The sequence below is a fragment of the Pseudonocardia humida genome, from assembly GCF_023898865.1.
GTDB lineage: Bacteria > Actinomycetota > Actinomycetes > Mycobacteriales > Pseudonocardiaceae > Pseudonocardia > Pseudonocardia humida.
This window is the reverse complement of record NZ_JAGSOV010000061.1, coordinates 86,011-99,433: the sequence shown is the minus strand read 5'-3', so window position 1 is coordinate 99,433 and position 13,423 is coordinate 86,011. Positions and strand designations below refer to the sequence as shown.

At 75.8% G+C, this 13,423-nt stretch carries 10 protein-coding genes; 7 read left to right on the top strand and 3 right to left on the bottom strand.

Going from position 1 to position 13,423, the window contains the following annotated elements; genetic code table 11:
• Window positions 1–82: 82 nt before the first annotated feature.
• The 4 genes from KDL28_RS28980 (at window position 83) to KDL28_RS41175 (ending at window position 8,340) form a co-directional block, all read left to right on the top strand.
• Window positions 83–3,310: an AfsR/SARP family transcriptional regulator gene (locus KDL28_RS28980; RefSeq protein WP_252443663.1), complete on the top strand. Its 3,228-nt coding sequence runs from the start codon at window positions 83–85 to the stop codon at window positions 3,308–3,310.
• A gap of 159 nt (window positions 3,311–3,469) precedes the next feature.
• Window positions 3,470–4,078 (top strand): NADPH-dependent FMN reductase, encoded by a 609-nt coding sequence (locus KDL28_RS28975; RefSeq protein WP_252443661.1) that lies wholly within the window; start codon window positions 3,470–3,472, stop codon window positions 4,076–4,078.
• Complete coding sequence (locus KDL28_RS28970) at window positions 4,075–5,289, top strand: MFS transporter (RefSeq protein WP_252443659.1); 1,215 nt, start codon at window positions 4,075–4,077, stop codon at window positions 5,287–5,289. Before KDL28_RS28975 ends, KDL28_RS28970 begins: the two co-directional genes overlap by 4 nt.
• Before the next feature lie 27 nt (window positions 5,290–5,316).
• On the top strand, window positions 5,317–8,340 hold the full coding sequence (locus KDL28_RS41175; protein ID WP_308216078.1) for an ATP-binding protein: 3,024 nt from the start codon (window positions 5,317–5,319) through the stop codon (window positions 8,338–8,340).
• Window positions 8,341–8,543: 203 nt separating this feature from the next.
• Here the strand turns inward: KDL28_RS41175 and KDL28_RS28960 are convergent, their stop codons facing one another.
• Window positions 8,544–9,407: a CPBP family intramembrane glutamic endopeptidase gene (locus tag KDL28_RS28960; protein ID WP_252443657.1), complete on the bottom strand. Its 864-nt coding sequence runs from the start codon at window positions 9,405–9,407 to the stop codon at window positions 8,544–8,546.
• Window positions 9,408–9,518: 111 nt separating this feature from the next.
• Here KDL28_RS28960 and KDL28_RS28955 point away from each other — a divergent pair, with 111 nt between their 5' ends.
• Complete coding sequence (locus KDL28_RS28955; RefSeq protein WP_252443655.1) at window positions 9,519–10,754, top strand: sensor histidine kinase; 1,236 nt, start codon at window positions 9,519–9,521, stop codon at window positions 10,752–10,754.
• Window positions 10,742–11,395, top strand: coding sequence for a response regulator (locus KDL28_RS28950; protein ID WP_252443654.1), 654 nt, complete (start codon window positions 10,742–10,744; stop codon window positions 11,393–11,395). Before KDL28_RS28955 ends, KDL28_RS28950 begins: the two co-directional genes overlap by 13 nt.
• Here KDL28_RS28950 and KDL28_RS28945 read toward each other — a convergent pair.
• Window positions 11,368–11,652, bottom strand: a complete 285-nt coding sequence (locus KDL28_RS28945; protein WP_252443653.1) for a hypothetical protein — start codon at window positions 11,650–11,652, stop codon at window positions 11,368–11,370. The two genes, KDL28_RS28950 and KDL28_RS28945, sit on opposite strands and share 28 nt — an antisense overlap.
• Window positions 11,653–11,777: 125 nt before the next feature.
• Between KDL28_RS28945 and KDL28_RS42235 the strand changes: the two genes are divergently transcribed.
• Entirely contained in the window at window positions 11,778–12,398 is a 621-nt protein-coding gene (locus KDL28_RS42235) for a dihydrofolate reductase family protein (protein ID WP_372497101.1), read from the top strand.
• A 106-nt stretch (window positions 12,399–12,504) separates the two neighbouring features.
• Here the strand turns inward: KDL28_RS42235 and KDL28_RS28940 are convergent, their stop codons facing one another.
• The gene (locus tag KDL28_RS28940) at window positions 12,505–13,359 is read right to left on the bottom strand and encodes a universal stress protein (RefSeq protein WP_252443652.1); all 855 of its coding nucleotides are present in this window, start codon (window positions 13,357–13,359) and stop codon (window positions 12,505–12,507) included.
• Between the last annotated feature and the right edge of the window lie 64 nt (window positions 13,360–13,423).

Genomic DNA, 13,423 nt, shown 5'->3' with positions numbered 1-13,423 from the left:
GCCTGTGGGTCGGCTGCCGGTCGGCTGTCGCTCGGCTGCCGCGCAGCACGGTCCGGAGCACGGGCAGCGTTACCGTTGTGGCGTGCACTTCGGGCTGCTCGGTCCACTGGCGGTGTGGACGGCCGACGGCCGGCCGGTGAGGCTGCCCGAGCTGAAGGTCCGTGCGCTGTTGGCCCACCTGCTGGTGCACCGCGGCCGGCTGGTGTCCGCCGAGCGGCTGATCGACGACCTCTGGGGCGCGGCGCTGCCCGCCAACCCCGCCAACACCCTGCAGGGCAAGGTGTCGCAGCTGCGACGGGTGCTGGACGCGGCCGAGCCGGGTGGCCGAGGTCTCGTGGCCTACCGGCAGGGCGGGTACCTGCTGCAGGTCGAGGCCGACTCGGTCGACGCCGACCGGTTCCACGCCCTGACCGAGCGGGCGCGGCGGGCTCCCGACCCGAGGACCGGGGCGGGGCTGCTGGGTGACGCGCTGGCGCTGTGGCGCGGTGACGCGTTGGCGGACTTCGCGGGCGAGGCCTTCGCCCGGGCGGCGATCGTGCGACTGGAGGAGGCACGGCTGGTCGCGCTCGAGGAGCAGGCCGCCGCGCGGCTCGAGTTGGGCGAGCACCACCTGCTGGCCGGTGAGCTGAGCGACGTGGTCGCGCAGCATCCCCTGCGGTCGAGGCTGCGGGAGGTGCACATGCGGGCCCTGTACCGCGCCGGCCGGCAGAGCGAGGCCCTCGACAGCTACCACCAGCTGAGGTCGCGGCTGGTCGACGAGCAGGGCCTGGAACCCGGTCCGGAACTGGCCGCACTGCAACAGGCCATCCTGCGGCGCGCCCCGGAACTCGACGCGCCGGCCGACCCTCCCGCCGCGGCCCGGATGTCGACGAACCTGCCCACCCCGCTCACCGACCTGATCGGCCGTGAGGATGCGGTCGCCGCCGCGCGGTCGCTGTTGGCGTCGGGTCGGTTGGTGACCCTCACCGGACCGGGCGGTGTCGGGAAGACGCGGCTGGCGGTGGAGACCGCAGGCGGGATGGCCGGCACCTTCCCCGACGGGGTGTGGTTGGTGGAGCTGGCCTCACTCGGGGGCCGGGCAGCCCAGGGCCCGGCCGCACTCGCCGGCGCGATCATGGCCGTCCTCGACATGCGTCCCGACATCTGGGCGCCCGCGGCGCGCGCCGACCCCGTGAACGTCCTGGCCGCGGCTCTGGGCGCCAAGCAGCTGCTGCTGATCCTGGACAACTGCGAAGGTCTGGCCGACCCCGTCGCCACGCTGGCCGCGCGGCTGCTGGAGGCGGCTACCGGTCTGCGGATCCTGGCGACCAGTCAGGAGCCGCTGCGCGTCCCCGGTGAGCTGCTGCAGGTGGTCGAGCCCCTGGCCCTGCCCGACCCTGCGGCCGCCACCGACCTCGGGGTCGTGCGTCGCTCAGCGGCTGTGCAGCTGTTCGAGGTCCGCGCCACCGCCGCGGCGCCCGGGTTCGTGCTCGACCGGAGCAACGCCGCGGACGTCGCCGCGATCTGCCGGGGCCTCGACGGGATCCCGCTGGCGCTCGAGCTCGCGGCCGCGCGGGTCCGGGCGCTCGGGGTGCGCGAGCTCGCCTCGCGGCTGTCCGACAGGTTCCGGCTGCTGGCCTCCGGGTACCGGGACTCGCCGCCGCGGCAGCAGACCCTGCGGGCGGTGATCGACTGGAGCTGGGAGCTGCTCGACGAGCCCGAGCGGATCCTGCTCCGCCGGGTGGCTGTGCACTCGGGCAGCTTCGCGCTGGAGGCCGCCGGGTCGATCTGCTCCGGGGACGACCTGCCGGCCGGCGACATCCCGGAGGTGCTGGCCCGGTTGGTGGACCGCTCGCTGGTCGGCGTCGATGCGCACGCCGACGGGCACCGGTACCGGCTGCTGGAGTCGGTCGCGGCGTACGGGCGCGAGCGTGCCGGCGCCATCGACGAGCTGTCGTGGCTGCGGGAGCGCCACGGCCGCTACTACACCGCGCTCGCCGAACGCGCCGCGTCGCAGCTGCGCGGTCCCGGTCAGCGGACGTGGCTCGACCGGTTGGACGCCGAGACCGGCAACCTGCGCAGCGCGCTCGAGTCGGCGGTCGGCGACCGCGGTGCGGTGCTCGCGCTGCGCCTGGTCAATGCGCTGACCTGGTACTGGGTCCTGCGCGGCAGGCTCAGCGAGGGCAGCCGGTCGTTGGCGACGGCGCTGGCCCTCGACGGCGAGGCACCCTCCGTGGCTCGCGCCCGGGCCGTCGCAGCGCATGCGGCCATCCTGCTCGGTGCCGGCGAGGCCGCCGAACCCACCGCCGTGGCCGAGGCGGCTCTGGAACCGTTCGACGGGGTCGACGACCCGCACGCGCGAGCGCACGCCGAATGGATGATCGGCTACGGGCTGACCTTCGGCGTCGGCGAGACGGGCCTGGGCGAGGAGCTCGTGGAGCGCGGGCTGGCCACGTTCCTTGCCCTGGGCGACCAGTGGGGCATCGCGGCAGCGCTCGGCGTCCGCGCCGTCCAGGCGCTGGCCAAGGGCGATCTGGCCGCGGTCGCCCGCGACAGCGAACAGAGCCTCGCGATGTTCCGAGCGCTCGGTGACCGCTGGGGGCAGCTCATCGCCATGCAGGGCCTCGCCGACCTGGCCAGGCTCACCGGCGACTACGACCGGGCCGCGCGACTGCACCGGAAGGCGCTGCGGACCTCCGAGGAGCTGGGCCTGTGGGCCGAGGCGTCGTTCTGGGCGTCCGGCCTCGGCCGGATCGCGCTGCTGACCGGTGACCACGAGCAGGCCCGTGCGTTCATCGAGCAGGGCCGACGCCTCGCCGCGGAGCACGCGATCCGGTTCGCGGAGGAGTACGCCGACGTCGGGCTCGCACTCCTCGCGCGCGCTGAGGGCGAGCTCGACGCGGCCGAAGCCCACCTGCGCCGCTGGCTCGACTGGGACCGCCAGGTCGACGCGCACGCGAACGCGGCCCTGATCCTGACCGAACTCGGGTTCATCGCCGAGTTGCGCGGCGACGCGGAAGCGGCGCGCGTCCTGCACCGGGACGGCTATGCGGCCGCACTCGCCGGCAGAGACGCCCGCATGGCAGCGCGCGCCCTCGACGGGCTCGCCGGCGCGGACGCGCTCGCCGGCGAGCACCACCGCGCCGCACGGCTGCTCGCAGCCGCAGCCCGCAGCCGGGAAGCCGCCGGTGGACCGCTTCCGCCTGCGGAGCGGGGCGACGTCGAACGGATCACGGGAGTCGTCCGCGCCGCGCTGGGGACCGGATTCGCGACCGTGGTCGCCGGCGGGGAGGCCGACGCTCCCGCCGAACTCGTCCAGGGTCGTGGCTGACCCGCCCGTCCGATGCGGCGAGCGCGCCCCACCGGGGTTGCCGGCGGGAGAGGGGTGCGGCGGGGGGTCGGAGAGGCGACGGTGCGGCGGCTTCTCACGGGTGTGAGGTCGGATCTCGCGCCTCCGGGGTGAGTCCTGCACACCCACCCGAGGAGAGAGATGTCCACCGCCCTAGAGCTCCCCGATCCCCGTCCGACCGCGTCCGGAGGCCCGCTGCGCGTCGCGCTGGTCATCGGCAGCGTGCGCGAGGGGCGGGTGGGCAGCTCCGTCGCCCGCTGGGCCGCGAGCCACGCCGAGCGGCGCGCCGACCTGCAGATCGACGTCGTCGACCTGCGCGACCTCGACCTGCCCCCCGACCTGCCCGACGACCCGACCCCCGGGCTGCGGGCCTGGGCCGAGCGGGTGGAGGGCGCCGACGCCTTCGTCGTCGTCACGCCGGAGTACAACCGCGGGATCCCGGCCTCGCTCAAGCACGCCATCGACGCCGTGCGGCAGGAGTGGTTCGCCAAGCCGGTCGCTGTGGTCGCCTACGGGGGCAAGGCCCGCGGGCTGCGCGCGGCCGAGCAGCTTCGCCTGGTGTTCGGGGAGCTGCACGTCCAGGTGCTGCGCGACACCGTGTGCCTGGGGCTGGAAGACGGCGCGCTCGACGAGAACGGGTGGGTGTGCGACCCGGGCGCGGTCCGCGCCCTGGAGCTCGCCCTCGACCGGCTGGCGTGGTGGGGGACCGCGCTGCGTGCCGCCCGCACCGAGCAGCCCTACGTCCGATGAGCCTGCCCGCCACCGCTGCCGGCCGCACGCGGGGCCGTCCGGTCGCGCTGGGTTGGCTGGCGCTGCTCGCCGGGCCGCTGTCGTTCGGCATCACCGCACCCGCGCTCGTGCTGGACGACATCGCGGCGGCGCTCGGCACATCGGCCGGGAGCACGGCCACCCTGGTCACGGCGTTCGGCTGGGGGATCGCGGTCGGCAGCCCACTGGCCGGCCGGGCCCTCGCACGCCACGGCGGGCGCACGACGCTCGCGTTCTCGTCGGCGCTCGTCGTCACCGGCGCCCTGCTCGTGCTGGCCTCCACCGCGCTACCCCACCTGGTGCTCGTCCTGGCCGGGTGCGCCCTGCAGGCGCTCGGTGGTGTGGGGCTGACCGTCACCGCGATCGGGATGGCCGTCGGACCGACCGCCATGGGCACCGTGTCCGGCGCACTGGCCTCGTTCGGTGCGGTCGCGCCCCTCGTCGGGAGCCAGGTCGCGGACGCGCTGGGCTGGCGGGCGGCGCTCGTGCTGCCGCTGCTCGCCCTGCTCGCGGTACCGGCCGCGGCTCGCGGTGCGCAGCCCCCGGTCGCGTCCGGGCCGCGCGATGCGTCCGGCGTCGCGCTCCTGGTGCTCACGGTGAGTGCGCTCGCCGTGCTCACGGCGCTGCCGGTGGTGTGGGCCGCGGCCGCGGCGGCGGTGGCCCTCGGGTCCGGGCTGCTGCTGGCGCGGCACGCCCGCCGGCACCCGACCGGTGTCGTACCCGGGTCGGTGCCGCGCTCCGTCCGGTTCCTGCTGGCGAGCGCGGTCGCGTTCGGGCTGGCGGTGGTGAACTTCGCGATCGTGTACGCGGCACCGCCGTTGCTCGCGACGGCCACCGGCTGGGACGCGGACCAGCTCGGCACCGCGCTGCTCGGCCCGTACCTCGCCGGCGGGCTGCTCGCCCTGCTGCTCGTGCCCGCGACGGCCGGGCTGCGGTACCGGGCCGTCGTGCTCGTGCTGCCGGCCCTCGCGCTGATCGCCGCCGCGCTCATCGCCGCGAGCGGCTCTGCGGTGGCGCTGTTCGCCGCGATGCTGCTGGGGTCGGTCACCGCGTCCACCGGCCAGGGCGCGCTGGGTCTGCGGGCGGGCGACGCGGTGCCCGCGGCGGACCGGGGACCCGCGCTGTCCCTGTTCACCCTCTGCTATCTGTTGGGGGCCGCGTTCGGGCCGGCGATCGCCGTCGCGGTGGTCTGACCGGCCCGGCCGGACGGGAGGACGAGCGTGGGCGGCGAGTTGATCGGGCGAGCGCACGCCCTCGCCGTGGCGGAGCGCGAGCTCGACCGGGTGGCGGCAGGCCGCGGCGGACTGCTGCTGGTCAGCGGGGAGGCCGGGATCGGCAAGTCCGCGCTGGCCGCCGAGATCGGAACCGCCGCGTCCCGCCGCGGCGCCCTCGTGGCCGCTGCGGCGTGCACGGACACCGAGGGAACGCCGGGCCGGTGGCCGTGGGTGCAGGTCGTGCGTCGACTGGCGCGCATCGCGGACAGCGCCGAGTGGGCCGCCGCCACCGGCGCGGCGGGCGACGCCCTCGACCCGCTGCTGGGTGAGCGCTCGACCGCGCCCTCCGGCGGGGACGAGTCCTTCCGGCTGCACGACGCGCTGACCACCCTGCTCGTCACGGTGGCCGCCCGGCGTCCGGTCGTCGTCGTGCTGGAGGACCTGCAGCACGCGGACCCGGCATCGATGCAGGTGCTCGACTTCGTCACCCGCCACGCCTGGTTCGAGCCGGTGCTGGTGGTGGCCACCTACCGCGACACCGAGCTCGAAGCGGCGGCGCATCCCGGACGCCCGCACCTGATTCCGCTGCTGGGGCGGGCGACGCAGCTGCGTCTCACCGGCCTGGACCACGACGGCGTCCAGCAGCTGCTCGCCCGAGCGGGCCGGGATCTGGACCACGCCGCGGTCGCCGACGTGCTGCGGCGCACCGGCGGCAACCCCTTCTTCGTGGAGCAGACCGCGCTGCTCGACGGGGCGCCGAGCGCCGGTGTGCGCGATGTGGTCGAACGACGGCTGGAGGCACTGGCCGGCGCCGCACCGCGCGCCGTGGACGTGCTCGCGGCCGTCGCCGTTGCCGGCCACGCCTTCGACCCGGACGTCCCCGCGCTGCTCACGGGCGTGGCCGTCGACGGTGAGCTCGCGGCGGCCGAGGCGGCCGCCCTGATCGTGCACCGCGACGGGCGCTGGACGTTCGTGCACGACATCGTGCGGGAGCACCTGTACGCGCGGCTGCCCGCCGGGCGAAGGCGAGACCTGCATGCCGCGCTCGTCGAGATCCTGCGGCGCAGGCCCGCGACCGCGCCGGCGACGGTCGCCCGGCACGCGCGGCTGGCGGTACCGGTGCTCCCGGTCGCCGAGGCCGTGCCGCTGCTCGTCGCCGCCGCCGAGGCCGCCGCGGCACGTCTCGCCGCGGAGGAGGCGGTCCGGCACCTGCGGGACGCGCTCGCCCTCATCGACCGGCTCGAACCGCCGGATCCGCACCTGCAGGCGGAGATCCAGCTGGAGCTGGCCGCGCAGCTCGACCGCGCAGGGGAGATCACCACGGCGCGGGAGACCGCGATGGGCGTGCTCGCCGCCGCGGGCCAGGCGCAGCTGCGGGCGCGAGCCGCTCTGCAGGTGCACCGGCTCGGCAACCCGGGCCGACCGGGGTACGACGAGATCGAGATGCTCGACGCCGTCCTGCCCGGCCTAGCCGACGGGCCGCTGCGCGCGCGTGTGCTCGCCGCGGCCGGCATGGCGCGCATCCACCAAGCCGTCGACCGCCCCGCCGGCGTGGACCTCGCCCGGCGCGCCGTCGAGCTCGCCAGGGCGTCGGGCGATCCCGACGCACTGGGCTGGTCGCTGCTCGCCTGGCACGACGGGCGCTGGGAGCCGGGCACCGCGGCCGAGCGGCTGGAAGTGCTCGACGAGCTCTCCGCGCTGGCCCGCACCCACGGGGTGCGGGAGCTGGAAGGGCTGGCCGCGTTCCTGCGCTTCGTCGCGCTGCTGGAGCGCGGTGACCCGGCGGTGCACGATGCCTTCGCGGCCTTCCGCACATTGACCGACCGCACCCGGTTGCCGCGCCACCGCTACCTGGTGGCGTCGCGCAGCGCCAGCCTCGCGCTGCTCACCGGCGACCTCGACCGTGCCGCCGAGCTGATCGACGACGCGCGGGACCTGGGCGCACGGTTCGGGGAGGTGGACCGCATGCCGGTGTGGCGCGACCAGGCCTGGGCGCTGCACTCGCTGCGCGGCGACCACGACTCCGCACGCGAGGTCGCGCGCACGGCCGTCCCCGGGCACCCGTTCACCGCGCTCCTCGAGGGCCTGACCGCGGCCGCCACCGGGGACGCGGATCGCGCCCTCAGCAGGCTCGACGACGTGGAACGGCTGATGGCCGGGCTGCCACGCCGGTTCGGCTGGATGCACCTCGTGTACCTGTGCGAGGTCGCAGCCGTGACCGGTGATCCAGCGCTGGCCGAGCGTGCCCGCGCGACGGCCGGCCCCGTGCGCGACGCGTGGGCGGTGCTGTCCGGCCTCGTGTGGGGGCCGATGGCCTATTGGCTGGCCCGGGTGGACGCCGCGACCGGCCGCCGCGCGGAGGCGATCGACGGGCACACCGCGGCCCTGCGGGCCGCGCAGCGGTGGGGCGCACAGCCGTGGGCGCAGCGTGCGAAGGAGGCACTCGCCGCGCTCGACGCGGGCGAGCCGGCCCGGCCCGCGGCGCAGTTCCGCCGCAGTGCCGGGGTCTGGACGCTCGCCTTCGCCGACCGGGCCGTGCACGTCCCCGATGCGAAGGGGCTGCACGACATCGCCGCCCTCCTCGCCGCCCCGCACACCGACGTGCCGGCGGTCGACCTCCTGCACGGGTCCGTCAGCACCTCGACCGCACGCAGGCGCCCCCGGACCCCGGGCGCGGATCCGATCATCGACGAGACGGCCCGCGAGGCCTACCGGCGGCGTCTGACCACGTTGGACGCCGAGATCGACGATGCCCTCGACCACGGCGACGACCACCGCGCGGCCCGCCTCGACGCCGAGCGCGACGCGCTGCTCGACGAGCTGCGCAGGGCCGCCGGCCTGGCCGGGCGCACCCGCCGGTTGGGCGACGAGCGCGAGCGGGCGCGCCAGACCGTCACCGCCCGGATCCGCGACAGCATCCGCCGGCTGCGCAACGCGCACCCGGAGCTCGCGACCCACCTGACGGAGGCGGTGCACACCGGCACGGCGTGCTCGTACCGTCCCGCCGAGCCCGTCGGCTGGCAGCTCTGACGTCACCGATGGCCCGGCGTACCTTGTCCGGGCGGCGCTCCTCTGGGGCGTTCTCCTCAGCCTGGGAATCCCGACTCGATCGCTGCGAGGAGGACAGGACGCGGGCGACGGATACACACCGAAACACGGCCCGACGTGCACGTGGACCCGGCGGGACCCTGATCGGTCGGGTCCGGAAGGGCACTCGTCGACGGGACGCGTGATCAGCGCGCAGGCATCGGCAACGCCGTGCGCGCCGCCCTGGCGAGCCGGCCGGTCGCGAGGAGGACCCCGACCGCGACCGCCATCGCCACCCAGCCCGGCCAGCCGGCCAGCGTGGTGTCGAAGACTGCGCCGGCCGGGTCGGTGGGCGCGCCGAACGCCGCCGGGATCTGCAGGGCGAGACCGTTGGCCGAGGCGTGCGCCGCAACCGCGGGCCAGATGCTGCCGGTGGCCAGTCGCAACCAGGCCATGAGCGTGCCCAGCAGCACCGAGGCGACGGTGAAGCAGAGCACCGCGAGCCACCCGGGCCGGTCCGGGAAGTGGTAGCCGGCCAGGGTGAACGGCGCGTGGAACAGGCCCCACACCACGCCGCTCACCAGCAGCGCCGGTCCGAGGCCGAGCGGGAGCAGCCGGGGCAGCAGGAAGCTCCAGCCCACCTCCTCACCGAGGACCAGCACCACCAGGACCGGCAGCGCGGCGAGCGCCGGAACCAGGACCTCCACGGTTCGGGCGATCGGGTCGCCGTGGAAGGCGAAGGCGCCGGCCGCCACGCTCGGCCCCAGGGCGAGCACGCCCAGCAGCGGCGGCAGCAGCAGGCCCACCGCGCAGTAGACCAGGAGCTTGCGGGCCGGGCGGACGACGGTCACCCCCGTCTCGACGAGCAGGGCGCGCAGCCGGCGACGGGCGAGCAGCGCAGCCAGCGCCGGCGTGTACATCGCGACCCAGATGACCGGGGCCGACCCCGGATCGTCGACGCCGGCGCCCAGCAGGAGCGGGGTGGCCACCAGCCAGACGCCGGCGAACGTGCAGAACAGGAAGACGGCGACCTCGCGGCGGGGCGCCGCGGGCGCAGAGGCGATCGACATGCTCGGTGACGCTAGGAGCGGCCCGGGGTGGCCGACGATACCGCGCGCCGGAGCCGGAATGGTGGAGCTGGCGGTACTGACAGCGAGGCGCTGGTTGGCAGACTCGGGTGCGTGCTGGATCGGATGCACCACCGGCTCGCGGCGGCGCGCTACCTGCTGGTCGCGCTGGTGGCGGCGATGGCGACGACGTTCGCCCCGCTGCTGCTGCTCGGAGCGACGATGACGGTCGTCGCCGGGGGCGCCGGCTTCGTGCTGCTGCCCAGGGCCCTCGCCGCGCTGCGGACGTGGGCGGAATGGCACCGCCGCCGCGCCGGGGCGCTGCTGGGCACATCCGTGGCGGGCCGGCCGCTCCCCGGGACCGGCGCGGGGCCGCGGTGGCGCCGGTACACCGCCGACCCGGATGTCCGCCGCGACCTGCGCTGGATCGTCCGGGCGGTGGCGAGCGGGCTGCCGGCAGGCCTGGTGACGCTGGTCTGCGTCGGCGACATCGTCTTCACCACGCTCGCCGCCCCGGTGTGGTGGCTCTTCCCCACCGGCACCCCGCTGCGCCTGATGCTCGTCGTTCCGATCACCAGCTGGACGGCCGCCCTGCTCGCCCCGGTGCAGGTCCTCGCCGTCGGCGCGCTCGGGTGGTGGGCGGTGCCCCGGTTGGCCCGCTGGCACGCCCGGACCTGCCTCGCCGCCCTCGCGCCGTCGCCGCAGGAGGCGATGGCCCAGCGGGTCGACGCGCTGACCCGCAGCCGAGCCGACGCCGTCGACTCGCACGCCGCCGAGCTGCGCCGGATCGAACGTGACCTGCACGATGGCACCCAGGCCCGGCTGGTCGCGATCGCGATGCGGCTCGGAGTGGCCCGCGAGGCACTGGCCGCCGATCCCGGTGCGGCGGCCACCCTGCTGGACGAGGCGCACGAGGGCACCGAGGAGGCAATGGCAGAGCTGCGGGCGGTGATCCGCACGATCTACCCGCCGATCCTCGCTGACCGCGGGCTCGCCGGAGCGGTGCGGGCGCTCGCCGCGCGGGCCGGCATCCCGGTGCGGTTGGAGGTCGACGACCCAGGCCGGCTGCCCGCGCCGGTCGAGGCCGCCGCGTACTTCGTGGTCTCCGAGGGGCTGAGCAACGCGTCCCGACACGGCGGGGCCGCGGAGGCCACCGTCCGAATCGCCCGGCGGGGCGCCACGCTCGCGGTGGAGATCCACGACAACGGCGGCGGCGGCGCGGACGAGGCGCGGGGCAGCGGCCTGGCCGGGCTGCGCGGGCGGGTGGCAGCCCTGGACGGCGCCGTCACCGTGGCCAGCCCTGCGGGCGGTCCGACAACCGTGCGCGCGGAGCTGCCGTGCGGGTCGTGATCGCCGAGGACAACGTCCTGCTCGCGGCCGGTCTGGAACTGCTGCTGGGCACCCACGGCATCAAGGTCGCGGCCAGCGCCCGGGATGCGAGCGAGTTCCGCGCGGCCGTCGCCGAGCACCGACCGGACGCGACGATCGTCGACATCAGGCTGCCGCCCTCGTTCCGCGACGAGGGCATCCGCGCCGCGCTGGACGCGCGCCGGACCTGGCCGAACCTGCCGGTCCTGGTGCTGTCGCAGTACGTCGAGCAGGACTACGCCCGCGAACTGCTGGCCGACGGCCGCGGCGGGGTCGGCTACCTCCTCAAGGACCGGGTCGGTCGGGTCGGCGAGTTCGTCGACGCGCTGCGCCGGGTGGCCGCCGGGGGGACGGCTATGGATCCCGAGGTCGTCGCCCAGCTGCTCAGCGCCCACCGCGGCGACCTGGTCGACACCCTGACCCCACGGGAACGGGAGGTGCTCGCTCTGATGGCCGAGGGGCACGACAACACCGCCATCCGCGACCGTCTGTTCGTCTCGGACAACGCCGTGCACAAGCACATCGGCAACATCTTCGCCAAGCTCGGCCTGGGCCCCGCCGACGGGCGCCACCGGCGGGTGTACGCCGTACTCGCCTACCTGAACCGCAGCCAGCGGAGCTGAGCCATGGGGACCGCGAACCGGCCGGCCACGGCGTCCACCCCGACGCCGGCCGGCCGACCGGGCGACCAGGTCCAGATCGACTCCACCCCGATCGACGTCATGGTCCGGCCGCCGACGGCAGCCCGGTCCGGGCGGACCTGACCATCGCGGTCGACGTCGCCCACGCGCACGATCTGCGCGGCGGTGCTGCGCCCGGTCGGCACCAAGGCCGTCGACGCCTCGCTGCTGCCGGCCAAGACGCTGGTGCCCGAACCCATGCGGCCGGGCTGGGCCCAGAGCCTGCGGAGTCCAACCGAGGTCGGGCCGGCATGCGGTGCGCCGTGTCGGCGGTCGTGGATCGGGCTCTCCACGACGGGCGAGTAAGGAGAGGGACGGATGAAGCATGCGTAGGTTGGTTGCCGGACTGCTCATGTCCATGGATGGCGTCGTCGAGAGCGTTGACGGTTGGGAGGAGCCGTTACTTCGACGAGGAGCTACACGCGCTGCTGGCCGAGGGATCCGACGCATCGATGCCCTGTTGATCGGCCGGAGAACCTTCGACGGTCACGAGCAACTGCGCAACGCCTATCCGGACGCTCCAGTGCTGGGCCTCATCGACGCGACACCCACCTACGTGGTGCCCTCCACCCTCCGACACCCGCCGCGACCTGGTACGCACCTCCTCGACGGGAGGATCACGGCGCACATCACCCGACTTCTCCGAGAAGGCGATGGCGATCTACAGGTCCTGGGCGGTCCGACGCTGGTGCGCTCCCGGTGGAGGGAGGGCCTGATCGCAGCCACCGCCTGCCGACCCGGGGACCGAGCTCGCCGTGGCCGACCACGCCGACGTCACCTTCGAGGTCGGCGAGATCGACCAGCGCATCCGCAGCGGGTGGAGCGTGCTGGTGCGCGGTCTCGCCGAGGGGGTACCAGCGAGCACCGCGCCGAGCTCGTCGCGTGGACGGTGGCGACCGGGGTGGAGCCGTCGACGCCGGGCGAGCACGGGCACCGGATGCGGTGATCCCGCAGGACATCAGCGGCCGGCGCATCGTGCCCGGTCAGCCCCCGCCGCCGTTCGAGGACGGGCCTACCTCCAGCCGGGGTCTTCTCGCCGGCCCTCGGCCGGCTCAGGCACGCACGTCGGTGGGGCGCATGACCAGGACCGGGCACGGGGCGTACTGCACCAGCACCTGGCTGGTCGAGCCCAGCAGCATGCCGCTGAACCCCCCTTCGCCGCGGTGGCCGACCACCAGCAGCCGCGCGGTCTCGGCCTCTCCGAGCAGGGCGCGCACCGGCCGGTCGGCGAGGACGCGGGACCCGACGACCACCCCGGGGTACGCCTCCCGACGGGCGGCCAGGCGTTCGGCGAGCAGCTCCTCGGCCCGGGTGGCCAGCGTGCTCCAGTCCTCCCGCAGCCGGACGACCTCGCCGCTCGGCCCGGGTACCACGTCGCTCCAGGTGTGCACCGCCACCAGTTCGGCGTCCCAGGCGGTCGCGATGTCGAACGCCTCGTCGAGGGCGGCGTCGCTGGTCGGGGAGCCGTCCACCCCGACCACGACCGGTCCCCGGCTCGCCGGCGCGGCCTCCGGCGCGCCGCCCCGGACGACCGCCACCGGGCAGGGGGCGTGCGTGACCAGCGCGAGGGCCACCGACCCGGCGAGCATGCCGGGGTAGGCGTCCGCGCCCCAGCCGCCGACCACGACGAGCCGAGCCCGCTGGGCCGCGTCGACGAGCAGCGACACCGGCGTGCCCCGCGGCAGCCGCACGTCGACCTCGACGGTCCCGCCCCGCCGGACGTCGGCTGCCAGCTCATCGAGCCATGGCGGTGCCGTGGTCGGACCGCCGTCCGCGGGCAGGGCGTGCACGACCGTCAGCGGCACCCCCCTGCGGGCCGCTTCACCGGCCGCCCACAGCGCCGCGTGCCGCGCCGACGGGGACCCGTCGACGCCGACCACCACTGAGCCGTCCTCGGTCCTGGACACCGCTCCTCCTCGCCGGGGTAGCGGCGCTGCCCCCCCGAGCACGCTAGCGCGCGCCGTCCACCCC

Bases quoted from the DNA above. Each gene is read 5' to 3' on its own strand.
- KDL28_RS28945 (WP_252443653.1), bottom strand. From the start codon at position 11,652: ATGGGTTCGGGCACCAGCGTCTTGGCCGGCAGCAGCGAGGCGTCGACG.
- KDL28_RS42235 (WP_372497101.1), top strand. From the start codon at position 11,778: ATGCGTAGGTTGGTTGCCGGACTGCTCATGTCCATGGATGGCGTCGTC.
- KDL28_RS28975 (WP_252443661.1), top strand. From the start codon at position 3,470: ATGTCCACCGCCCTAGAGCTCCCCGATCCCCGTCCGACCGCGTCCGGA.
- KDL28_RS28970 (WP_252443659.1), top strand. From the start codon at position 4,075: ATGAGCCTGCCCGCCACCGCTGCCGGCCGCACGCGGGGCCGTCCGGTC.
- KDL28_RS28960 (WP_252443657.1), bottom strand. From the start codon at position 9,407: ATGTCGATCGCCTCTGCGCCCGCGGCGCCCCGCCGCGAGGTCGCCGTC.